Source organism: Microcoleus sp. B3-D7 (assembly GCF_036705305.1).
Classification (GTDB): Bacteria; Cyanobacteriota; Cyanobacteriia; order Cyanobacteriales; family Microcoleaceae; genus Microcoleus.
On sequence record NZ_JAUBUE010000018.1, the window covers coordinates 91,396 to 113,134 of the forward strand.

Genomic DNA, 21,739 nt, shown 5'->3' on the forward strand with positions numbered 1-21,739 from the left:
CCTCTTGCGTAAATAAAAGGAAGAAAATCCGTGTCTGTAGGCATTCTTGGCACTAAACTAGGCATGACTCAAGTGTTTGACGCCGAAGGGAGAGCCATCCCCGTCACCGTCATACAAGCAGGGCCTTGTACAGTAACTCAAATCAAAACAAAACAAACTGACGGCTACGGTGCCGTTCAAGTTGGATACAACGAAGTCAAACCAAAGGCTCTCAACAAGCCAGAACTAGGACACCTTGCCAAGTCGGGGGCGAATCCACTGCGCCACTTGCAGGAATACCGATTGGAAGACACCAGTTCATTTGAATTAGGTCAACAACTAAAAGCAGATACTTTTACACCGGGACAAATAGTAGATGTCATCGGTACCAGCATCGGTAAAGGTTTTGCAGGTTTTCAAAAGCGCCACAACTTTAAACGAGGCCCCATGTCTCACGGTTCCAAGAACCACCGCGAGCCTGGATCGATCGGGCCTGGAACTACTCCTGGTCGCGTTTATCCTGGGAAAAGAATGGCAGGACGTATGGGCAACGTTCAAGTCACCGTCCGCAAACTAACAATTGTCCGGGTGGATACAGAGCAGAATTTACTGCTAATTAAGGGAGCAGTTCCCGGCAAAGCTGGCGCCTTAGTCAATGTTGTGCCTGAGAAAAAAGTAGGACGTTAGTCAGTAGTAAGTAGTCAGTAGTCAGCAGTCAGTAGATAGTGGTTGGCCGTTAGTAGCAAGCAATAACTAAGAACTAAAAGCTGAAAACTAAGAGCTGAAAACTAAGACCTGAGAACAGACAACAGACGACAGACAACAGACGACAGACAACTAAACAACAGACAACTAACAACAGACAAAGGACAAAAGATATGGTTAATTGTGTAGTCCGAAATTGGCAAGGCGAAGAAGTTGGGGAAACAACTTTAGAACTGCGCGTAGCCAAAGAAGAAAATGCGTCTCACATCGTTCACAGAGCATTGACGCGGCAACTGAATAACGCCCGTCAAGGAAATGCTTGCACCAAAACTCGATCGGAAGTCAGAGGCGGCGGTCGCAAACCCTGGCGTCAAAAAGGCACGGGTCGAGCCAGAGCAGGTTCTATCCGTTCTCCGCTGTGGCGGGGCGGCGGTGTCATCTTCGGACCAAAACCGAGAGACTTTGAAGTCAAAATGAACAAAAAGGAACGCCGTCTCGCTTTGCGGACAGCATTCCAAAGTCGCACCGAAGACATCATTGTGGTTGAAGAATTTGCAGAGCAATTTCCGAAACCGAAAAGCAAAGAATTGCTGAGTGCGATCGCCCGCTGGGGTATTGAACCCGATACAAAAGTTCTGTTAATCTTGCCAGAACCGCAACCAAACGTCTACTTATCAGGACGCAACATCGAATTAGTAAACGTCATCTTGGCAACCTCCCTGAATGTTTACGACGTTCTCGCGGCTGACAAAATTATCGTCACATCTACAGCCATAGCTAAAATTCAGGAGATTTACGGTGAGTAAAATCGACCCCCGCGACTACGCAGATTTGATCCAGCGTCCGATTCTCACCGAGAAAGCTACCCGAATGATGGAATTAAATCAATTCACATTCGACGTAGCCCCCAAAGCGACCAAGCCTCAAATCAAAGCTGCAATCGAAGAACTATTTAAGGTCAAAGTCATCGGCGTCAACACCCAAAACCCGCCGCGCAAAAAGCGTCGAGTTGGCAAATTCGTCGGCTTTAAACCTTGTTACAAGCGAGCAACCGTAACTCTGACCGACGGAGACTCGATCCGCAAACTCCTATTCCCAGAAGTTTAGCCAATTTTGGATTTTAGATTTTAGATTTTAGATTGCGGTTAACTGGTGAAAATACCAAACCCAGAAAGTTACCAAGTTAACTGATAATCCCAAATCTAAAATCCAAAACCGCCAAGTCCTTGCATCCCAAATCTAAAATCTAAAATCTAAAATCGATTATGGGCATCCGTTCTTACCGACCTTATACCTCCAGCACCCGAGAACAAACCGTCTCGGACTTTGCTGAAATTACCAAATCAGAACCAGAAAAGTCTCTAACCAGTAATAAGCACACCAAACAAGGCCGCAACAACCGAGGCGTCATTACCTGTCGCCACCGGGGAGGCGGTCACAAACGGCTTTATAGAGACATCGACTTCCGCCGCGACAAACACAGCATTCCAGCTACCGTCAAGGCGATCGAATATGACCCCAATCGCAACGCCCGCATCGCCCTCCTGTTCTACAAAGACGGCGAAAAACGGTACATCCTGCACCCGCTCAACTTAAACGTCGGTACAGTAATTGTCTCAGGCCCAGACGCGCCGATCGAGATTGGTAACGCCCTCCCCCTGAAGAACATTCCCCTCGGTACCAGCATCCACAACGTCGAGCTAGTACCTGGAAAAGGCGGACAAATCGTTCGCTCCGCCGGCTCCAGCGCTCAGCTAATGGCAAAAGAAGGTAGCTACGTTACCCTCAAACTGCCATCCGGCGAACAGCGCAAAGTCCGCGCCGACTGCTATGCCACTATCGGTCAAGTCGGCAACACAGACGCCAGAAACATCAGCCTCGGCAAAGCAGGTCGCACCCGCTGGAAAGGTCGTAGACCCACCGTTCGCGGTAGTGTCATGAACCCGGTAGACCACCCGCACGGCGGTGGCGAAGGCAGAGCTCCCATCGGACGTCCGGGGCCTGTCACTCCTTGGGGTAAACCAGCATTGGGTGCAAAAACTCGACGCAAAAACAAGCGCAGCGACGCTTTAATCGTCCGCCGCCGCCGCAAATCTTCCAAGCGCGGTAAGGGCGGTAGACAAAGCTAGTCATCAGTCAGCAGTCTTCAGTGCTTAGTTATTAACTGCTAACTAATGACTGAGGACTGATGACCAATGACTGCTGAATCATGCCTAATGACTCCTGAATTACTAAAAAAATCATGTCTCGATCGCTAAAAAAAGGCCCCTTTGTCGCAGATGCTCTGATGACAAAAATCGAAAAACTCAACGCCGCCGGCCAAAAACAAGTAATTAAAACTTGGTCGCGATCTTCCACAATCCTGCCTCAAATGGTAGGTCACACGATCGCCGTTCACAACGGCAGACAGCACGTACCAGTCTACCTCACCGACCAAATGGTAGGTCACAAACTCGGAGAATTTTCCCCCACTCGCACCTTTAGAGGTCACGCGAAAAGTGGTGATAAAAAGGCAAAAAGATAGCCGAATTAGGTGACAGGTAATAGGTAGTCGGATCAACTTTTTCCCAATTACCAATTACCTTTTTCCCAATTACCAATTACCAATTACCCAAATCGAAATGGTTATAGATACCACATCCGAAATTAAGGCGATCGCCCGTTACATCCGGACATCCCCCTTCAAAGTGCGCCGAGTCCTCGACCAAATTCGCGGCAAAAGCTACCAAGAAGCGCTGATTTTACTCGAATTCATGCCCTACCGCGCCTGCGAACCAATCGTCAAAGTTTTGCGATCGGCAGTAGCCAACGCCGAACACAACGCAGGATTGGATAAATCCAAGCTGGTAGTTTCTCAAGCTTACGCAGACCAAGGCCCAGTCCTCAAACGCTTTAGACCCCGCGCTCAAGGTCGCGCCTACCAAATCCGCAAGCCAACCTGTCACATTACCGTAGTAGTAGCTCCGCTCGTAGAAAACTAAACCAGGGAAAAATGTAATAGGTAATAAACAGCTTAAAGTTGAAAAAATGGGTAATCACCAATTACCAATTACCAATTACCAATTACCAATTACCAATTAACTCATCAACTATTATGGGCCAAAAAATACATCCAATTGGTTTTCGCCTCGGCATTACCCAAGAGCACCGCTCTCGCTGGTTTGCCGATCCCAAAAACTATCCAGAACTCTTGCAAGAAGACTATAAAATTCGCAAGTACGTTCGTAAAACCCTCAGCAATGCTGGCATTTCATCGGTCAAAATTGAGCGGAAAGCCGATCAAATCGACCTAGAAGTGTTCACCGCCAGACCAGGCGTTGTCGTAGGCCGCGGCGGAGCAGGGATCGAAACTTTGCGCGTCGGTTTGCAGCAGCAACTGGGTAGCAACCGCCAAATCCGCATCAACGTCGTCGAAGTCCAGCGAGTAGACGCCGATGCCACACTGATCGCGGAATACATCGCTCAGCAACTAGAACGGCGCGTATCTTTCCGCCGAGTCGTCCGCCAAGCGATCACCCGCGCCCAAAAAGTCGGCATCCAAGGCATCAAAATTCAAGTCAGCGGACGCCTCAACGGTGCAGAAATTGCCCGTACGGAATGGACCCGGGAAGGAAGAGTCCCCTTGCACACGCTGCGGGCAGACATCGACTACTCCTACTGCACTGCTCAAACCATCTACGGTATTCTGGGCATTAAAGTTTGGGTTTTCAAAGGCGAAATTATTCCCGGACAGGAACAAGAGGCTGCACCAAATGCAGCAGTGCCCCGCACCAAACAAAAGCGCCGCCGCCAGAACTTTGAAGATCGATCGAACGAAGGCTAGCTAATTGTTAACTGTTAGTTGTCATTTGTTAAGTGTGAGTTGTTCCAAACCAATTAGCAATTAGCAATCATCAATTACCAATTACCAATTACCAATTACCCAACTCCCAAAGCCATGTTAAGCCCTAAAAGAACGAAATTCCGCAAACAACAGCGCGGGCGAATGAGCGGTATTGCCACCCGCGGCAATACAGTTAGCTTTGGCGACTTCGCGCTCCAAGCCGTCGAACCCGCCTGGATTACTTCCCGCCAAATAGAAGCCGGACGCCGCGCCATGACCCGCTATATCCGCCGGGGTGGCAAAATTTGGATTCGCATTTTTCCCGACAAACCAGTCACCGAGCGCGCAGCAGAAACCCGGATGGGTTCTGGTAAAGGCTCACCAGAGTTTTGGGTGGCCGTGGTCAAACCGGGCCGGGTAATGTTTGAAATTGGCGGCGTAACTGAAGAAACTGCCCGCGAAGCAATGCGTTTGGCATCTTTCAAATTACCAATTAAAACCAAGTTCATCACTCGCGAAGAAGGCCAGTCATAGCGAAGAGCGAAGGTAGAATTAGGTCTGTATTAATCAGCATTTTAAACGGCTACAGCATTTTAAAATCTGGCTTTCATAACTTTTCTTTCCTTCGACCTTCAGCCTAAGAGACAATTATGTCTTCTGTCATACCGCTCGCTAACGAGAAAGCAAACAATTATGTCTTTGACCAAGATTAAAGAAGCTAGAGAATTAAGCGATGCTGCAGTAGCAGAGCAAATTTTAGCCGTCAAGCGCCAACTAATGGAATTGCGGCTCCAGCAAGCTACCGGCCGCATGGAAAAGCCTCACCTGTTCAAGCACGCCAAACACCGGCTAGCTCAATTGATGACAGTTGAACGCGAGCGCCAAATCGTTGCTGAGAAAGAAGCGGCAGAAAAATCAGCCGCAGCTCAAGAAGCCGCAGGTTCGGCTCCCAGCCCAGAAGTCAGCCAAGAGTGAGCAGCAACCTAGCCTCGGCTCGCACAGTAGCTAAAAACAAGTCAATTGCACAACAAAAATAGGTAGGTATGGCAATTAAAGAACGAGTTGGCGTAGTAGTCAGCGACAAGATGGATAAAACCGTCGTGGTAGCAATCGAAAACCGCTCCTCTCACACCAAATACGGCAAAATCGTAGTCCGCACCAAGCGCTACAAAGCTCATGACGAAGAAAATCAGTGCAAATCCGGCGATCGCGTCCGCATCACTGAAACTCGCCCACTGAGCAAAACCAAACGTTGGACGGTTGCTGAGATTTTCGGGACAAAAAACGGCTAACAGTTAATTGCGATCTCGCGCTCGCCCGATCGGTACTTGATTAATCAATTAGTCGTCAACAGTCAACAGTTAACAGTCAACAGTTAACAGTCAACAGTTAACAGTCAACAATCACCATGATTCAACCCCAGACATACCTTAATGTCGCCGACAATAGCGGAGCCCGCAAACTGATGTGCATCCGCGTATTGGGAGGCGGCAACCGTCGCTACGGCGGAGTCGGCGATGTCATCATTGCCGTCGTCAAAGACGCCATCCCCAATATGGCCGTCAAAAAATCAGATGTTGTTCGGGCTGTCATTGTCAGAACCCGCAAAGGTCTGCGTCGCGACAGTGGCATGAGCATTCGTTTTGACGATAACGCCGCCGTTATTATCAACGTAGACGGCAACCCCAAAGGCACTCGCGTCTTCGGCCCCGTTGCCCGCGAATTGCGCGACAAAAACTTTACTAAAATCGTTTCCTTAGCCCCGGAGGTACTTTAAAATGTACGGAAAAAAGGGTAAACCAACTAGCGAGCCGCAGCGCTACAGAATGCACGTCAAAGCGGGCGACACCGTGCAAATAATTACTGGCAAAGAGAAAGGAAAAGTCGGAGAAATCTTAAAGACATATCCTAAAGTCAGCAAAGTAATTGTTAAAGGTGTAAACATCAGAACAAAGCACGTCAAGCCCCAGCAAGAGGGAGAGTCCGGGAAAATACTCACATTTGAGGCTCCCATTCACAGCTCAAATGTCATGCACTATTCCGAAAAAGAAAAAATAGCTAGCCGCGTTTGCTATACATTTAGCGAAGACGGTCGGAAACTGCGACAGCTCAAAAAAACTGGAGAAATCATCGATCAATAGTGATTTGTTATCAGTCATCGGTCATTAGTCCGCCTTCTGACAAGTGACTTTTCAACTCATAACTAACAGCTAACATCGGTGGGACGGACAATCGACAAATTCCCTGACCAAGCCCAGGGACAGTTAACGAAACACAAAAACTATGCCGGACAAACTCAAAGTTCTTTATCAAGGAAAAATCGTTCCCACACTGATGGATCAGTTTAAATATACTAATATCCATCAGGTTCCCAAACTCGTCAAAGTCACAGTGAACCGCGGTTTGGGAGAAGCATCTCAAAACGCTAAGGCACTGGATTCGTCGATCAACGAAATTGGCATCATCACCGGTCAAAAACCAGTGGTGACGCGGGCGAAAAAAGCGATTGCAGGCTTCAAAATCCGCAAAGGAGTACCCGTCGGCGTTATGGTGACGCTGCGCGGCGATCGGATGTACGATTTTCTCGATCGGCTGATCAACCTCGCACTCCCCCGAATCCGCGACTTCCGCGGCATCAGCCCCAAAAGCTTCGACGGGCGCGGCAACTACAGCTTGGGTCTGAGAGAACAGCTAATTTTTCCAGAAATAGAATATGACCGCATCGATCAAATTCGAGGCATGGACATTTCAATTATCACCACAGCAAACACCGACGAAGAAGGACGCGCCTTGCTTAAAGAAATGGGAATGCCGTTCCGGGACAACTAAGCACTAGAGTAAGAAGCAAAAGATGGCAGCTAACGATACCATAGCAGATATGTTGACGCGCATTCGCAATTCTTGCATGGCGCGCCACCAAACAACGCAAATTCCAGCTACAAAAATGACCCGCAGCATCGCCCAAGTCCTCAAAAGTGAAGGCTTCATCGGCGAATTTCAAGAAGCAGAAGCAGAAGGGGTCAAGCGACATTTAGTGCTTTCTCTAAAGTACAAAGGTAAAACTCGCAAGCCCATTATCACGGCACTTAAGCGAGTCAGCAAACCAGGACTGCGCGTTTACTCGAACCGTAAAGAATTGCCCAGAGTGTTAGGCGGAATTGGCATAGCCATTATTTCCACCTCCAGCGGCATTATGACGGATAGAGAAGCTCGACGCCAAGGTTTGGGCGGTGAAGTGCTTTGTTATGTTTGGTAGTCATTAGTCATTAGTCATTAGTCACTGGTCGTTGGCAACCGACTCAAAAATCAATCACTAAGGACTAATAACTAAGCACTAATAATCAAGGACTAATAACTAAAAACAAAGGACAAAAAACTATGTCGCGAATTGGCAAGCGTCCGATTAGCATCCCCACGAAAGTCACCGTCACCCTAGACGGTCAAAAAGTAGCCGTCAAAGGCCCTAAAGGTGAACTTTCCCGAGTTATCCCAGCCGAAATCCTTATGGGAATTGAAGGCGAGACTTTACTCGTTACTCGCCGAGACGAATCTCGCGTCGCCAGACAACTGCACGGCTTGTGCCGCACCCTAGTCGCAAACATGGTCGAAGGTGTATCTCAAGGTTTTCAGCGGCGTCTCGAAATTATCGGCACAGGTTATCGGGCACAGGTTCAAGGACGGAACCTGATTTTAAACGTCGGTTACAGCAAACCCGTTGAAATGCCCCCTCCCGAAGGCATCACAATGGCAGTTGAAGGCAACACCAACGTCATTGTCTCCGGCATTGACAAAGAACTCGTAGGCAATACAGCAGCCCGCATCCGCGCAGTGCGTCCGCCCGAAGTCTACAAAGGCAAAGGCATTCGCTACAGCGGCGAAGTCGTCCGGCGCAAAGCTGGTAAAACAGGCAAAACAGGTAAGAAGTAACAATGAAGCTTACTCGCAAAGAATCAGTCCAGCGCAGACACCGCCGTGTTCGGCGCAAGGTGTTCGGCACCGCCGAACGTCCCAGACTAGCGGTATTTCGTTCAGAGCAGCACATCTACGCTCAAGTAATCGACGACACCGCCCAGCACACTTTGGCTGCCGCGTCAACCCTCGATCCCGAATTGAAGTCAACTCTCAGTTCTGGCGGCAACTGCTCCGCGAGCGTGCAAGTCGGTCAGTTGATTGCCAAACGCTGTTCCAGCGCTGGCATAGTCAAAGTCGTATTCGATCGGGGGGGCAACCTCTATCACGGTCGTGTCAAAGCCCTCGCAGAAGCAGCTCGCGAAGCGGGGTTAGACTTCTAGAGGGGGTAATGGGTAGCGGGTAATGAGTAATTAAAAAGTAAAAAGTCAAAAGTTGAAAGTTAAAAGGCAAAATCCAGATTTCTTCTATTTTTACTTTTTACTCAAACAATTACCACTTGCCGATCGCCTTTCACCAATTACTAATTCCCACAGGACAAAACTATGGCAGAACAAAAAGAACAGCGCAACAAGAAAAAAAGCAGCAGCAACAACAAAGGGCGCGAAAAAGAATCCGAATGGCAAGAACGGGTTGTTCAGATTCGGCGCGTTACCAAAGTAGTCAAAGGTGGTAAAAAACTCAGCTTCCGCGCCATAGTCATTATCGGCAACGAACGCGGTCAAGTTGGAGTAGGAGTCGGCAAAGCTAGCGACGTAATCGGTGCCGTTAAAAAAGGCGTCGCTGACGGCAAAAAGCACCTAATTGAAGTCCCCCTCACCAAATCTAACTCCATCCCTCACCCCATCAACGGTGACGGCGGCGGAGCTAAAGTGATGATGCGGCCGGCCGCTCCGGGAACCGGGGTAATTGCAGGGGGAGCAGTGCGAACTGTTCTCGAACTAGCAGGAGTCCGCAACATCTTAGCCAAACAGCTAGGTTCTGGAAATCCCTTAAACAACGCCCGAGCCGCAGTCAATGCCCTCTCCACCCTCCGCACCTTGTCCGAAGTTGCTCAAGAGCGCGGAATTCCAGTAGAAAATCTCTACGGTTAGGGCACGCGAGAATGGGAAACTGTAAGTTTTGAGTGTTAAGTGCTTGCGGTGAAAATAAAAAAATCCCCAACTTAAAACTCACGCACTCAAAACTACTGCGTACCCCCTCTCTACATACCAATTACCAATTACCAATTACTAAAACTATGAGATTGCAAGACGCCCGACCCAAAGCAGGCTCCCAAAAGCGCCCCCGACGCTTGGGCAGAGGTATTTCTGCCGGTCAAGGCGCGAGCTCCGGCAAAGGGATGCGCGGTCAAAAATCTAGAGCCGGTAGCGGCACTAGACCCGGTTTTGAAGGAGGTCAAAATCCTCTCTACCGCCGTCTCCCCAAGTTGAAAAGCTTCCCTCTAGTGAACCGGAAAGAGTACACTACCATTAATGTAAGTAAATTAGCATCGCTGCCAGCAAACACCGAAGTTACTCTCACCTCTTTGATCCAAGCAAAAATTGTCACCACAGACGACGGGCCGCTGAAAATCTTAGGAGATGGTGAACTGAATGTACCTTTGCAAGTGCGCGCCTCGGCTTTTACCGCAGGTGCTCGCACCAAAATTGAAGCTGCAGGCGGAAGTTGTGAATTAGTTGCGTGAAGATTTGAGGTTTGAGAGTCTGTCCAAATCTCAAATCCTCAAGCTTGCTATCAGAAAATGATTTAGTCGAAAATCCCAAATCTAAAATCCAAAATCGTAACTATGGACGTTAGTAGAGAGAAAGCGCCAACTGCACAAGAGACGTTCATGCAGATGGCTCAAGCTGCTGGTTTACGAGGCCGCATCCTCGTAACAGTTGGCTTACTGATTTTAGTACGCCTGGGTGTCCACTTGCCAGTCCCCGGCATTGATCGAGTCGCCTTTGCCCAAAACGTCCAAAATAGCCCTTTAATTGGCTTTCTGGACTTGTTCTCAGGAGGCGGCTTGTCAGCGTTGGGGATTTTCGCGTTGGGGATTTTGCCCTACATTAATGCTTCAATTATTGTGCAACTTCTAACTGCGGCTCTGCCAAGCTTAGAAGACTTGCAGAAAAATGAAGGAGAAGCGGGGCGACGCAAAATTTCTCAAATTACTCGCTACGTTTCTTTGGGCTGGGCAATTCTGCAAAGTATTGGCATTGCGATTTGGGTCAGCCCTTTTGCTCAGTCTCCATCGCCTTTATTCATAGCACAAACTGCTTTGGCTCTGACAGCAGGCTCAATGTTTGTGATGTGGATATCGGAAGTGGTGACGGAACGAGGTATCGGGAACGGAGCGTCGCTGCTGATTTTTATCAATATTGTGTCGGTATTGCCGCGCTCTTTGGGACAAACTTTTGAATTGGCTCAAAGTGGGGACACGCAAGTTGTCGGCCGCGTAGTCGTTCTGCTGCTGGTCTTTTTGGTAACTATTGTCGGGATTGTTTTTGTTCAGGAAGGTACTCGCCGCATTCCGATTATTTCGGCCCGTCGCCAAGTCGGCCGCAAAGTTTATCGGGAGAGCCGGAGTTATCTGCCCCTGCGCTTGAATCAAGGCGGAGTGATGCCGATTATTTTTGCATCTTCGGTGTTGATTGTGCCTTCTTTCCTCGCTCAGTCTCTCAATAACCCGTTTTTGGTTCAAGTTGCTAATGTTTTGAGTCCGAACGGCCCTGCCCCTTGGGCTTACGCGCTGTTTTATCTAACTTTGATTCTGTTCTTCAGCTATTTCTACGCTTCGTTGATTGTAAACCCCGTAGATATGTCTCAGAACTTGAAGAAAATGGGCGCTAGCATTCCTGGAATTCGTCCGGGTCAGAAAACGAGTGATTATGTGGAGAAGGTTTTGAACCGTTTGACTTTCTTGGGAGCGATTTTTCTCGGTCTGGTGGCAATTGTACCAACTGCTGTAGAAAGCGCGATCGGTGTGCAAACTTTTAGAGGTTTTGGCGCAACTTCCCTACTGATTCTAGTAGGTGTGGCGATCGAAACTGCTAAGCAAATTCAAACTTACGTCATCTCCCAGCGATATGAAGGAATGGTGAAGTAATCGTAATGCAATTTATTTTCATGGGACCTCCAGGGGCGGGAAAGGGAACTCAGGCTCAGATATTAGGCGCTCTCTGGAAAATACCCCACATTTCTACGGGCGAAATCCTACGCGCCTGCGTGGTGGCGAAAACTGCCTTGGGCTTAAAGGCGCAAGCTTACATGGACAGGGGTGAGTTGGTTCCCGACCAATTGCTGATGGATATCGTGCAGGAACGCTTGAATGAACCGGACGCGAATGCGGGCTGGATTCTCGATGGCTTTCCCCGCACTGTTGCCCAGGCAACTTTTTTAGACAAACTGCTGCAGGAGCTTAGCGGTGCCGAGGGGAGTACATCGAACCCCAAATGTGGTCTCAAAGCTGTTAATCTCGACGTGCCTGACGACATTTTGGTGTCTCGCCTGCTGTCGCGGGGCCGGCAGGATGACAATGAGGAGACGATCCGCCGTCGGTTGCAAGTTTATCGCGAGCAAACTGAGCCTTTGATTGATTTTTACAGCGGCCGTCAACAGTTAGTTGTGGTTGATGGCGATCGAGCAATGGAATTAGTCACCGCAGAACTGCAACAATCTCTCTCGATCGACTCTTGAACCCTCTCAATACGGCTTGTTACTCACAAGCTTTTGCTAAGATATGTTAACTAGGAGCTTTTTGTGCTATCAGGTTTTGTGAGGGTTGCTAGAGACCGGATTGAACTTGATACTAATTGCCACAACTTTACTCAAGTAAAGCTAAAACAATTGGTTGGTTGAGTCAACAAGTCGATCGAGTCGCCCTAATTATTGCCCCCCGTTCCCGTTTGACTCCTACCAGTAAATAGGTTTTGAGGCCAACGCCGGGACACTCCTAGTTAATCAAATGTAGAGTTGAGGTAAATACCAAATTGTCTAAGCAAGATTTAATTGAAATGGAAGGGACAGTGACGGAATCCCTGCCCAATGCGATGTTTCGCGTTGACCTAGATAATGGGTTTAACGTGCTGGCTCACATTTCCGGCAAGATCCGCCGCAACTACATCAAAATTCTGCCTGGCGATCGCGTCAAAGTCGAATTGACTCCCTATGACTTGACCAAAGGCAGGATTACTTATCGCCTTCGGAAAAAATAGGCTTAGATAAAACTTTCTAAAAACGAATTCTAAGTTTAATTTAGAGAGAATTTGGTAAAAAGCTTCAAATTTATGCTATAATGCTACGTTTGTAGTGTTGCCGAGAAGGGCGTCAACAACCTACCGGTGTACCGGGTTAAGTCATTGTTACACCGTAAAAGTATCGCTCGCCAACACTCTGGCGCAGGGGAACTTTACCCAGCAATGGGAGTGGGTGCAAGCGGGCTCCTTCATGAAACAACCCGCACTTTATACAATTTAATCGAGGAGAGGTCTACACCTTGCCCAGCCTCTCCTCCCACCGCTCTACGGGCAGTCCCAGCGTGCCTGTTCTCCGCTAGAGCGGGGTTCTCCAGGCAGGAAGAAAGATGAAAGTTCGAGCATCTGTCAAAAAAATTTGTGAGAAATGTCGCGTCATCCGCCGTCGCGGTCGAGTGATGGTGATATGCACTAACCCGAAACACAAACAGCGCCAAGGTTAGAAAAAACGAAGATTGGGTACTGCACGCAGGTGCATCCTAATTGAACATTGTAGCCAAACAGGAAAACTAGGGAGACAAAAAGTGTGGCACGGATTGCCGGGGTAGACCTTCCACGCGATAAGCGCGTCGAAATAGGTCTGACATACATTTACGGAATAGGCTTGTCGCGGGCCCAAAAAATTATCGCTGCAACAGGCGTCAATCCTGACACTCGCGTCAAGGATTTAACAGAGGCCGACGTGACAGCTCTGCGGGCTCATGTAGAAACCACATACCAAATTGAAGGAGACCTCCGGCGCTGGGAGTCAATGAACATCAAGCGCCTGATGGACATCGGAACTTATCGCGGTCGGCGTCACCGTTTGGGTCTGCCGGTGCGGGGACAACGAACCCGTACCAACGCCAGAACCCGTCGTGGCGTCCGCCGAACAGTTGCGGGCAAGAAAAAGGCACCTTCCAAGAAGTAACATCTTTTTTGGAAAAATACGCTGGGGGCTGCTGGCTCCTAGCGCTTCTGGACATTAGTTGAGAGAAACGTTAAAGAGACTAATATGGCGCGACCACAAACAGGCAAGAAATCTGGTGCAAAAAAGCAGAAACGGAATGTACCCAATGGGGTAGGCTACATCCAGTCTACCTTTAACAACACGATTGTAACTATTACCGACCTCAACGGTGAAGTGATATCCTGGGCATCGGCAGGTTCCAGCGGTTTTAAAGGAGCTAAAAAGGGAACTCCCTTTGCCGCTCAAACAGCAGCAGAAAGTGCTGCCCGCAGAGCCAACGACCAAGGAATGCGCCAAATAGAAGTAATGGTGAGCGGGCCCGGAGCAGGTAGAGAAACTGCAATCCGGGCGCTGCAAGGGGCGGGACTGGAAATCACCCTGATTAGAGATGTTACCCCAATTCCTCACAACGGCTGTCGCCCTCCCAAGCGGCGTAGAGTCTAAAACGATTTGAGATTTTAGATTTTAGATTTTGGATAATGGCTAACTGCTTAAAGTCAAAAACTAATGGTTCTAACTGTTGCCCCGTCCATCCAAAATCCGAAATCCGTTCAGGGGTATGCTCTGCAATCTAAAATCCAAAATCAAAAATCCAAAGTGGAAAAGGGAGGTCACTCCGTGGCGCAGTTTCAAATTGAATGTATAGAGTCTAACACTGACAAAGACCGCAGTCAGTACGGAAAATTTGTCCTGGAACCGCTCGATCGCGGTCAAGGAACAACTGTTGGGAATGCGCTTCGGCGAGTTCTGCTGTCAAATTTGGAAGGAACGGCAGTAACTTCAGTCCGAATCGCGGGCGTCAATCACGAGTTTGCCACGATCGAAGGGGTACGTGAGGATGTTCTAGAAATTCTCCTGAACATGAAAGAGGTGGTCCTCAAAACTCATTCTCAGCAGCCGCAAATCGGCAGGTTGCGGATTGAGGGGCCTGTCACAGTTACGGCCGATAGATTCGATTTGCCCTCAGAGGTGGAATTGATCGATCGCTCCCAGTACATTGCAACTCTCTCGCCCGGCTCAGTTCTGGAAATGGAATTCAGAATTGAAAAAGGCATCGGATACCGAGCAGTAGACCGCAGTCGCGATGATGGGTCGGCTTTGGATTTTCTCCAAATTGACGCTATCTTTATGCCGATTCGCAGAGTCAACTACAGCGTTGAAGATGCTAGGGTAGGCGGCACGGTCGAGAAAGACCGGCTGATTATGGAAATCTGGACTGATGGCAGCGTGACGCCTCAAGAAGCTTTGAGTCAATCTGCCCACATCCTGGTAGATTTATTTGCACCTCTCAAAGACATCACCCAAGATTCTCTCAAACCAGAGTATCCAGGTGAAGCCGATCCTACCAGCCAAATTCCGATCGAAGAATTGCAGTTGTCCGTCCGGGCTTACAACTGTCTCAAGCGGGCTCAGATCAACTCAGTCGCAGACTTATTGGATTATACCCAAGAAGACTTGCTCGAGATCAAGAACTTCGGGCAGAAGTCTGCCGAAGAAGTGATTGAAGCTTTACAAAAACGCTTGGGCATTACCTTGCCACAGGAAAAATCAGCTAAAAGTTAATCAACGGGTAACGGGTAAAAAAGTTCTGAATTTTAAGTAGGTGAGTTTTTAAGTTAAAGAAATCACCGCTCAAAACTCGCGGACTATCCCGGCACCCAATTACCAATTACCAATTACCAACTGCTATGCGTCACCGCTGTCGCGTTCCCCAACTCAACAAACCGGCTGACCAGCGCCGCGCCCTGCTGCGCTCGCTGACCACCGAATTAATCCGCCACGGTAAAATTACTACCACTCTCGCCCGCGCCAAAGCGCTGCGCCCAGAGGCGGACAGAATGATTACCCTGGCAAAAGATGGCTCCTTGGCCGCTCGCCGGCAAGCTATGGGCTTTATCTACGACAAACAGTTAGTACACGCCTTGTTTGAAGCAGCCCAAGAACGGTACGGCTCGCGCAACGGGGGCTACACCCGCGTAGTACGAACTGTCCCCCGCCAAGGAGACAATTCCGAAATGGCGATCGTTGAACTGGTTTAATTCAATTTTGGGTTGGAGATTTGTGATTTATGACTGACAATCCAAAATCCCCAATCGAAAATCCCCAATCGATACAGCGCGTTGCTCTAGTAATCCAATACCTCGGCACTAACTTTCACGGTTGGCAGCGACAGCCGAACCAGCGTACAGTACAAGAAGAAATTGAAACAGCAATATCGACTGTTCTGGAACGCCCGGTAACGCTGCACGCTGCTGGGAGAACCGATGCGGGAGTTCACGCTGCTGCTCAAGTAGCGCATTTTGATGCCCACGGCCCAATTCCGGCTCACCGCTGGGCAAGCGTTCTCAACTCTCGACTGGCAAAAGATATTTTAATTCGAGCTTCGGCAAAGGTGGAACCTACCTGGCACGCTCGGTTCTCAGCCAGTTGGCGCCGCTATCGCTACACCCTTTATACAGATCCGACTCCTAATTTGTTTGTGCGTCCTTTTGCTTGGCACTGCTACCACGCCCCTGTGGATGAATCTTTGATTCAGACAGCTTTGACACCGCTCATCGGGCGGCATCACCTGGCTGCTTTCCACCGCGCGGGCTCAGCCCGCCCCCATTCCTGGGTGGACGTACAAGTGGCAGAGTGTCACCGTTCTGGGCCTCTTATCTATATTGAGGTTCAGGCGAGCGGGTTTCTGTACGGGATGATGCGGCTGCTGGTGGGGTTGCTGGTGCAGGTGGGTCGCGGGGAAAGGCCGATCGACAATTTCACAGATATCTGGGTCAACGAACGCCGAGAAATGGTAAAATATGCCGCTCCCGCTCAAGGTTTGTGCCTGCTGCGGGTTGGCTATTCAGAATTTCCCTTTCCCCCAGATGTCTGGTACGACACTCAGCCAAAATTAGTCATTAGTCATTAGTCATTAGTCATTAGTCATTAGTCATTAGGTAACTACTAATAAAAAACTAAGGACAACTAACAATTAAAAACTGACAACTGACAACTGACAACTGACAACTAACAACAGTTAACAGTTAATAGACAACTAACAACAAACAATGAACAAAACTTACGTCCCTACTCAAGACTCCCTAGAGCACAAGTGGTACGTGGTCGATGCCGCCGACCAGCGGCTGGGCCGTCTGGCAACTGAAGTTGCCATGTACCTCCGGGGGAAACACAAACCGACTTACACTCCTTCTATGGATACCGGCGACTTCGTAATTGTCATCAATGCGGACAAAATCGCTGTTACTGGCAAAAAACGCACCCAGAAAATCTACCGCCGCCATTCTGGAAGACCGGGCGGCATGAAAACAGAAACTTTTGCCAAATTGCAAGCACGTTTACCCGAAAGAATCGTGGAAGAAGCTATACGGGGAATGCTGCCTCACACTTCTCTCGGCAGACAACTGTTTACTAAACTCAAGGTGTACGCTGGCCCCAACCACCCGCACCAAGCTCAAAAACCAGAAGAATTAATTGTTCACACGATTCCGGGAGGAAATGAGTAATGCAAGCAACAGATACATCGGGTCGCGCTGTGTACTGGGGTACCGGACGCCGCAAGCGTTCCGTAGCGCGGGTGCGCTTGGTTCCCGGCACTGGCATACTGACTGTCAATGGTAAAGAGGGGGATTTGTACCTGCAATTCAACCCTACTTATTTGGCTCTTGCTAAGGCCCCTCTGGAAACTTTGGGTCTGGAAAATGAGTACGACATTTTGGTAAAAGTCGAAGGCGGTGGCTTGACAGGTCAGGCTGATTCGATTCGCTTGGGTGTCGCTAGAGCACTTTGTCAATTAGACCCGGACAACCGCAAGCCTCTTAAGACTGAGGGCTATTTGACTCGCGACCCGCGGGCCAAAGAACGGAAAAAGTACGGTTTGCGGAAAGCTCGCAAGGCTCCTCAATACTCGAAGCGATAATCGAGGTTCGGCAGCGGATTGTGTAACGGATGTAACGGATGTAATGAAAGTTCGGCAACGGATTTTTTAACGGATGTAACGGAAGTTCGGATTGACGGATTGAGGGAAGAAGGAAAAAGGAAGAAGGAAGAAGGAAGAAAGAAAAGGCAAGAATCATTCAGATTTTATCTGCCTTTTTTTCAAGTTTATTTCCGATTCCTGATTCCTGGTTCCAAAAGGTATAAGACAAAATTGGTGCTGTTGTTGGTTTAGAAGTCCTGCGGCAGCTAAAATGGTTGTAAACTCCAAAATTAGAGAGTAAAAAACAATGGCAAAAGATGGCATTCACCCTGAGTGGTATCCCGAATCTCAGGTTTATTGCAACGGGGAACTGGTAATGACTGTGGGTTCAACTAGACCAAAGCTTCAAGTTGATGTCTGGTCGGGAAATCATCCTTTTTATACTGGCACTCAGAAGATTATTGATACTGAAGGTCGTGTGGAGCGCTTTATGCGGAAGTATGGCATGACCGAGGTAGAAATGCCGAAGGCAGATGCTTCCTCTGGACCGCTTAAAATGGAAGATCCGAAAGCAGATGCTGCTAAGGCTGCTGGTAAAGGCAAAAAGAAGAAGTAGCCGGATTGTCATTTGTCCGCTGTTTGTTGAGAGTAGTTCTTTCTACTGGCAACTTACCGCCCTCGGATTTTAGATTTTAGATTGAAGACTTCGCTATGCAGGCAGTAGAGTTCGATCGCGTAGAGTTTGATCGACATTCTATCCTAACTGCTCTTGAGTTCTAAAATCTAAAATCTAAAATCTAAAATCTAAAATCGATCCGCCCTCGGATTGGAGAGTTTAGATTGAAGACTTGCTATGCAGGCAGTTGAGTTCGATCGAGATTCTATCCCAACTGTTCTTCAAATCTAAAATCTAAAATCTAAAATCTAAAATCTAAAATCGATTGAAAAAGGACAACTGACAATGGCTGAATCTTATTTGCTGGATAAATTGAAGTCGGTAGAGCAAACTTTTAATGAGTTGACTCGCCGCATGGCTGACCCGGATGTGGCTAGGGACAATCAAGAGTTTCAACGGGTAGCGAAAGCTCGATCGTCCTTGGAGGAAGTGGTCGATACTTTTGCTCTGTGGAAAACCACTCAGGAAGATTTGGTGGGCGCGCGACAGGTTCTCAAGGAAGCTGCGGGCGATCGAGATATGCAAGAAATGGCTGCGCTGGAAGTTCAGGAACTTGAGGCGAAGCTGGAGAATTTGGAAAGTCGTTTGAAGGTTTTGCTGCTCCCCCGCGACCCGAACGATGACAAGAATATTATGCTGGAAATTCGGGCCGGTACTGGCGGTGATGAGGCTAGTATTTGGGCGGGAGATTTGCTGCGGCTGTATTCGCGCTACGCTCAAACTCAAGGCTGGCAGGTGAAGTTGGTGAGCGAGTCGCTGGCGGAAATGGGCGGCTTTAAAGAGGTGATTCTGGAAATTACAGGCGACAGCGTTTACAGCAAGCTGAAGTTTGAGGCTGGAGTACACCGGGTGCAGCGGGTGCCTGTGACTGAGGCTGGCGGCCGGGTGCATACTTCGACGGCGACGGTGGCTGTGATGCCGGAGGTTGATGATGTGGAGATTCACATCGATCCGAAGGATATTGAGATGAGCACGGCTCGATCGGGCGGCGCTGGCGGTCAAAATGTGAACAAGGTGGAAACTGCTGCGGATTTGTTTCACAAGCCGACGGGAATTCGGATTTTCTGTACTGAGGAGCGCAGTCAGTTGCAGAATAAGGAGCGGGCGATGCAGATTTTGCGGGCTAAGCTCTATGAGATGAAGTTGCGGGAACAGCAGGATGAGGTGAAGTCCCGGCGTTTAGCTCAGGTTGGTACTGGTTCGCGATCGGAGAAGATTCGCACTTACAACTATAAGGACAATCGGGCTACGGACCACCGTTTGGGGGAGAATTTCTCGCTCAATAGTGTTTTGGAAGGGGATATTGAGGGGATTATTCAAACTTGCATTTCTCAGGATCAGCAGGAACGTTTGGCTGAGTTGGCTGCTTCTACTAATTGATGGAGTGATGGGGGGCTAGGCGCATTGTTTGCTCAGCCTCAGTCCCCTTGTTACGCGGGAGATATGGTTGAGTAGAGCCTCCCAAATTGCGTCGGCGATCGCCACTGGATATTTGAAATGTTCGAGGTCGTATTGTACAATGACTTCTAAGGGTGCTAGGATTCGCTTGTTTTGACAACTGGCAATTGCTGCGATCGCCTCTTGTTGCTATCTGCCAAATAGTCTGTAGCTGAAAAAGGAGCTGCATTTTTGTCCTTTCTTTTTCAGGTAAAGGACTATTACTTGATGTTGTTTGGTGTAGACTTTTACTAGGCGATTGACGGGCATTCTCAGGGCTTCGGCAGCTTCTATTTTGGAGATTTGCCAGCATTTGGGTTCGAGCCAACCGGAGGCTGTAAGGCTCTGGCGTGTATGGCTGGGCTTGTGAGTTTTTTGAGTGCGTCTCTTGGTCATTACTATTTCTCCCAAATCAATTTTAATTAAAATTTTCAATAAAAGTAAAATACTATCGGCTACATCTTCTCCTGTCCAGCAAGACAGGTAAATTTGTTGGTACACAAGTAAACTAGGAATTGTGGTTATCTCGTGGCTGATTTTGTTGACGCAGAAGCTAACAAAAAACTGAGTGAGGTTGTTAAATTAGCGCGCGGCTCGATGAGTCTGACTGCTTTTGGCAAGCTGTTGAAAGTTTCTGCTGCTTCAGTCTTGTATTGAGAAAAGGGGCAGGTACTTCCAGATACGAAAAATTTGACTCAGATTGCGATAAGAGCAGGCTTTACGATGGAAGAGCTCATGGCTCATCTTGAAGGCAAGCCGGTGCAGGAACCCGTAGATACTAATGATCTGCTTAAAAAAATTCAATGTATACCAATTAGTGAGTTGGCAGTGATTGGTAGAGCTGTGATGGATAGACTCGCGGCGGCGGCTGAGTCGTCTGGGAAATATAATAGTTGATGTATCAGTGGGCAAGTAGACGGCTATAAGTGGGCAAGGGTTGAGTCGAGGGGGGATATTATTCCCCGCCCCTCTCAGTTAATTAGAGTCGATGCCTGTGTTACCACGGGACACCTCTCCTTCAGAACGCGGACGTGCAGCTTTCACTGCATCCGGCTCCTAGTCTGACACCTAATAAGTCGGGTTTAACCCGCTGTTCGGACTCTCACCTGACCATGAACGGTCTGATGCTGGTGACATTCACGATGTAGAACTTCCAAATTTATAGGTTTCCAATTGTCATGGTTGCCGTCGATATGGTGTAATTCTGCAATATCACCTGAAATGAACGATAGATTACATTCTGTACATTTGTGATTCTGTTTCTTGAGAAGTCGTGCCGTTATCCCATCGTAGTGAGCATTCTCTCGTTTTGACCAGTAAACAAAATCGCCATCATAGGGTGATTTATCTCCCTTGACAATGACAAACTTGCAGGCTGACCAACTAATTGCAGGAATTGCTCTTTTTATAACCTTATTGGTTTGATAACGATTGTATCTTCCTTGTTTCCGAATGAATTTCCATAACCAATAGCGCAGTGACCACAGGTTGTGTTGACTCATATCGCAGAATCTATGGTAATTTCTCCACCCTCTTACTACCGAACCACACTTGTTGATGCGATGTTCGAGAGTGAAACGACTATCTTTTATCACTTCTTTAACTTTTGCCTTAATGCTAATTGTAGCTTTTTGACTTGGTGTTGAAATGAATTTACCATTGGGTTTAACTGCTGGAGTTTAGACTAAAAAAGAGAGAACGGTGGCAAAAGCAGGACTTGAGCCACCGCGTCGGGAGAGAATGAGGGTGAAAAAGAAAACCTATCCACTCCCTGAATGAACAGTGAACGATTAAAGAACTTTCGTCAAGCAGCATACGATTTATTAGTGCTGGCGAAAGATGCAACATTCGAGCTGATGGATGCAGTAATGACAACAAGGAATGCGGCTTGTTTGGCGGAATTTTCGCTCAATCCATTATTCAATCGTCAATGGCAATCGCGTCTACGAAGCGTTACAAGACTGTAGACCAGACCGGAAAAAACTGATGATGCTGTATATCAAGCAATTACAGCAGCAAGTACCTATAGCCTTTCTCAGAAAGATGAGGTATCATGTTACTGACACTCACTCCTGAGGGTCAAATAGAGAAGATCAGCTCA

General features: G+C 48.4%; 35 protein-coding genes. 33 read left to right on the top strand and 2 right to left on the bottom strand.

Annotated features, from left to right (window positions below; all coding sequences use genetic code 11):
- The first annotated feature begins 30 nt into the window (after positions 1–30).
- From rplC to prfA, 31 genes are all read left to right on the top strand, one after another.
- Positions 31–666: a 50S ribosomal protein L3 gene (gene rplC / locus QUB25_RS14695; RefSeq protein WP_333039608.1), complete on the top strand. Its 636-nt coding sequence runs from the start codon at positions 31–33 to the stop codon at positions 664–666.
- A 191-nt stretch (positions 667–857) separates the two neighbouring features.
- Positions 858–1,490 (top strand): 50S ribosomal protein L4, encoded by a 633-nt coding sequence (gene rplD, locus QUB25_RS14700; protein ID WP_333059806.1) that lies wholly within the window; start codon positions 858–860, stop codon positions 1,488–1,490.
- On the top strand, positions 1,483–1,791 hold the full coding sequence (locus QUB25_RS14705; protein WP_006634999.1) for a 50S ribosomal protein L23: 309 nt from the start codon (positions 1,483–1,485) through the stop codon (positions 1,789–1,791). The genes rplD and QUB25_RS14705 overlap by 8 nt, the downstream gene beginning before the upstream one ends.
- 158 nt (positions 1,792–1,949) lie before the next feature.
- Positions 1,950–2,813 carry a 50S ribosomal protein L2 gene (gene rplB / locus QUB25_RS14710; RefSeq protein WP_333039612.1) on the top strand — a complete coding sequence of 288 codons (864 nt, stop codon included), beginning with the start codon at positions 1,950–1,952 and terminating at the stop codon, positions 2,811–2,813.
- A 113-nt stretch (positions 2,814–2,926) separates the two neighbouring features.
- Positions 2,927–3,208 (top strand): 30S ribosomal protein S19, encoded by a 282-nt coding sequence (gene rpsS, locus QUB25_RS14715; RefSeq protein ID WP_006634997.1) that lies wholly within the window; start codon positions 2,927–2,929, stop codon positions 3,206–3,208.
- A 97-nt stretch (positions 3,209–3,305) separates the two neighbouring features.
- Positions 3,306–3,665, top strand: coding sequence for a 50S ribosomal protein L22 (gene rplV, locus QUB25_RS14720; protein ID WP_006634996.1), 360 nt, complete (start codon positions 3,306–3,308; stop codon positions 3,663–3,665).
- A gap of 113 nt (positions 3,666–3,778) precedes the next feature.
- Positions 3,779–4,507, top strand: coding sequence for a 30S ribosomal protein S3 (gene rpsC, locus QUB25_RS14725; protein WP_006634995.1), 729 nt, complete (start codon positions 3,779–3,781; stop codon positions 4,505–4,507).
- 114 nt (positions 4,508–4,621) lie between these two features.
- Positions 4,622–5,041, top strand: a complete 420-nt coding sequence (gene rplP, locus QUB25_RS14730; protein WP_333059807.1) for a 50S ribosomal protein L16 — start codon at positions 4,622–4,624, stop codon at positions 5,039–5,041.
- A gap of 159 nt (positions 5,042–5,200) precedes the next feature.
- Positions 5,201–5,482, top strand: a complete 282-nt coding sequence (gene rpmC / locus QUB25_RS14735; RefSeq protein WP_333039617.1) for a 50S ribosomal protein L29 — start codon at positions 5,201–5,203, stop codon at positions 5,480–5,482.
- 68 nt (positions 5,483–5,550) lie between these two features.
- Entirely contained in the window at positions 5,551–5,799 is a 249-nt protein-coding gene (gene rpsQ, locus QUB25_RS14740) for a 30S ribosomal protein S17 (protein ID WP_006634992.1), read from the top strand.
- 116 nt (positions 5,800–5,915) lie between these two features.
- Entirely contained in the window at positions 5,916–6,284 is a 369-nt protein-coding gene (gene rplN, locus QUB25_RS14745; protein WP_006634991.1) for a 50S ribosomal protein L14, read from the top strand.
- A 1-nt stretch (position 6,285) separates the two neighbouring features.
- Positions 6,286–6,648 (top strand): 50S ribosomal protein L24, encoded by a 363-nt coding sequence (gene rplX / locus QUB25_RS14750; RefSeq protein WP_242719707.1) that lies wholly within the window; start codon positions 6,286–6,288, stop codon positions 6,646–6,648.
- 142 nt (positions 6,649–6,790) lie between these two features.
- Positions 6,791–7,336 (top strand): 50S ribosomal protein L5, encoded by a 546-nt coding sequence (rplE, locus tag QUB25_RS14755; protein WP_006634989.1) that lies wholly within the window; start codon positions 6,791–6,793, stop codon positions 7,334–7,336.
- Positions 7,337–7,358: 22 nt separating this feature from the next.
- Positions 7,359–7,763: a 30S ribosomal protein S8 gene (gene rpsH / locus QUB25_RS14760; protein ID WP_333183906.1), complete on the top strand. Its 405-nt coding sequence runs from the start codon at positions 7,359–7,361 to the stop codon at positions 7,761–7,763.
- A 122-nt stretch (positions 7,764–7,885) separates the two neighbouring features.
- Positions 7,886–8,434 (top strand): 50S ribosomal protein L6, encoded by a 549-nt coding sequence (gene rplF / locus QUB25_RS14765; protein ID WP_333039622.1) that lies wholly within the window; start codon positions 7,886–7,888, stop codon positions 8,432–8,434.
- A 2-nt stretch (positions 8,435–8,436) separates the two neighbouring features.
- Entirely contained in the window at positions 8,437–8,799 is a 363-nt protein-coding gene (gene rplR, locus QUB25_RS14770; RefSeq protein WP_333039624.1) for a 50S ribosomal protein L18, read from the top strand.
- Positions 8,800–8,961: 162 nt separating this feature from the next.
- Positions 8,962–9,510: a 30S ribosomal protein S5 gene (gene rpsE / locus QUB25_RS14775; RefSeq protein WP_190745441.1), complete on the top strand. Its 549-nt coding sequence runs from the start codon at positions 8,962–8,964 to the stop codon at positions 9,508–9,510.
- 146 nt (positions 9,511–9,656) lie between these two features.
- Positions 9,657–10,103: a 50S ribosomal protein L15 gene (gene rplO, locus QUB25_RS14780; RefSeq protein WP_006634984.1), complete on the top strand. Its 447-nt coding sequence runs from the start codon at positions 9,657–9,659 to the stop codon at positions 10,101–10,103.
- A gap of 102 nt (positions 10,104–10,205) precedes the next feature.
- A complete protein-coding gene (gene secY / locus QUB25_RS14785; RefSeq protein WP_333039629.1) occupies positions 10,206–11,510 on the top strand; it encodes a preprotein translocase subunit SecY in 1,305 nt (434 codons plus the stop codon).
- Between the two features lie 5 nt (positions 11,511–11,515).
- The gene (locus QUB25_RS14790; protein WP_333183907.1) at positions 11,516–12,100 is read left to right on the top strand and encodes an adenylate kinase; all 585 of its coding nucleotides are present in this window, start codon (positions 11,516–11,518) and stop codon (positions 12,098–12,100) included.
- A 293-nt stretch (positions 12,101–12,393) separates the two neighbouring features.
- Positions 12,394–12,618 carry a translation initiation factor IF-1 gene (gene infA / locus QUB25_RS14795; RefSeq protein ID WP_006276978.1) on the top strand — a complete coding sequence of 75 codons (225 nt, stop codon included), beginning with the start codon at positions 12,394–12,396 and terminating at the stop codon, positions 12,616–12,618.
- A gap of 368 nt (positions 12,619–12,986) precedes the next feature.
- The gene (gene rpmJ, locus QUB25_RS14800; protein WP_015178722.1) at positions 12,987–13,100 is read left to right on the top strand and encodes a 50S ribosomal protein L36; all 114 of its coding nucleotides are present in this window, start codon (positions 12,987–12,989) and stop codon (positions 13,098–13,100) included.
- An 83-nt stretch (positions 13,101–13,183) separates the two neighbouring features.
- Entirely contained in the window at positions 13,184–13,567 is a 384-nt protein-coding gene (rpsM, locus tag QUB25_RS14805; RefSeq protein ID WP_006634981.1) for a 30S ribosomal protein S13, read from the top strand.
- An 84-nt stretch (positions 13,568–13,651) separates the two neighbouring features.
- Complete coding sequence (rpsK, locus tag QUB25_RS14810) at positions 13,652–14,050, top strand: 30S ribosomal protein S11 (RefSeq protein WP_332978136.1); 399 nt, start codon at positions 13,652–13,654, stop codon at positions 14,048–14,050.
- Between the two features lie 174 nt (positions 14,051–14,224).
- Positions 14,225–15,169 carry a DNA-directed RNA polymerase subunit alpha gene (locus tag QUB25_RS14815; RefSeq protein WP_332958426.1) on the top strand — a complete coding sequence of 315 codons (945 nt, stop codon included), beginning with the start codon at positions 14,225–14,227 and terminating at the stop codon, positions 15,167–15,169.
- Positions 15,170–15,294: 125 nt separating this feature from the next.
- Positions 15,295–15,645, top strand: a complete 351-nt coding sequence (rplQ, locus tag QUB25_RS14820; RefSeq protein ID WP_190657966.1) for a 50S ribosomal protein L17 — start codon at positions 15,295–15,297, stop codon at positions 15,643–15,645.
- A 29-nt stretch (positions 15,646–15,674) separates the two neighbouring features.
- Entirely contained in the window at positions 15,675–16,517 is an 843-nt protein-coding gene (gene truA / locus QUB25_RS14825; protein ID WP_333059811.1) for a tRNA pseudouridine(38-40) synthase TruA, read from the top strand.
- Positions 16,518–16,656: 139 nt separating this feature from the next.
- Positions 16,657–17,112 (top strand): 50S ribosomal protein L13, encoded by a 456-nt coding sequence (gene rplM, locus QUB25_RS14830; RefSeq protein WP_015178725.1) that lies wholly within the window; start codon positions 16,657–16,659, stop codon positions 17,110–17,112.
- Positions 17,112–17,525 carry a 30S ribosomal protein S9 gene (gene rpsI, locus QUB25_RS14835; protein ID WP_006634975.1) on the top strand — a complete coding sequence of 138 codons (414 nt, stop codon included), beginning with the start codon at positions 17,112–17,114 and terminating at the stop codon, positions 17,523–17,525. The genes rplM and rpsI overlap by 1 nt, the downstream gene beginning before the upstream one ends.
- Positions 17,526–17,832: 307 nt before the next feature.
- On the top strand, positions 17,833–18,141 hold the full coding sequence (gene rpmE / locus QUB25_RS14840; protein WP_333059812.1) for a 50S ribosomal protein L31: 309 nt from the start codon (positions 17,833–17,835) through the stop codon (positions 18,139–18,141).
- 345 nt (positions 18,142–18,486) lie between these two features.
- Positions 18,487–19,581 (top strand): peptide chain release factor 1, encoded by a 1,095-nt coding sequence (gene prfA, locus QUB25_RS14845; protein WP_333059813.1) that lies wholly within the window; start codon positions 18,487–18,489, stop codon positions 19,579–19,581.
- Positions 19,582–19,788: 207 nt separating this feature from the next.
- Here prfA and QUB25_RS14850 read toward each other — a convergent pair whose 3' ends face one another.
- Positions 19,789–20,034 (bottom strand): hypothetical protein, encoded by a 246-nt coding sequence (locus QUB25_RS14850; protein WP_333183908.1) that lies wholly within the window; start codon positions 20,032–20,034, stop codon positions 19,789–19,791.
- 132 nt (positions 20,035–20,166) lie between these two features.
- Here QUB25_RS14850 and QUB25_RS14855 point away from each other — a divergent pair, with 132 nt between their 5' ends.
- Both QUB25_RS14855 and QUB25_RS14860 read left to right on the top strand, forming a co-directional pair.
- The gene (locus QUB25_RS14855) at positions 20,167–20,295 is read left to right on the top strand and encodes a hypothetical protein (RefSeq protein WP_333183909.1); all 129 of its coding nucleotides are present in this window, start codon (positions 20,167–20,169) and stop codon (positions 20,293–20,295) included.
- Between the two features lie 78 nt (positions 20,296–20,373).
- Positions 20,374–20,535 (top strand): hypothetical protein, encoded by a 162-nt coding sequence (locus tag QUB25_RS14860; protein ID WP_333183910.1) that lies wholly within the window; start codon positions 20,374–20,376, stop codon positions 20,533–20,535.
- A gap of 185 nt (positions 20,536–20,720) precedes the next feature.
- Here QUB25_RS14860 and QUB25_RS29820 read toward each other — a convergent pair whose 3' ends face one another.
- Positions 20,721–21,287, bottom strand: a complete 567-nt coding sequence (locus tag QUB25_RS29820) for a group II intron maturase-specific domain-containing protein (RefSeq protein ID WP_445251950.1) — start codon at positions 21,285–21,287, stop codon at positions 20,721–20,723.
- Between the last annotated feature and the right edge of the window lie 452 nt (positions 21,288–21,739).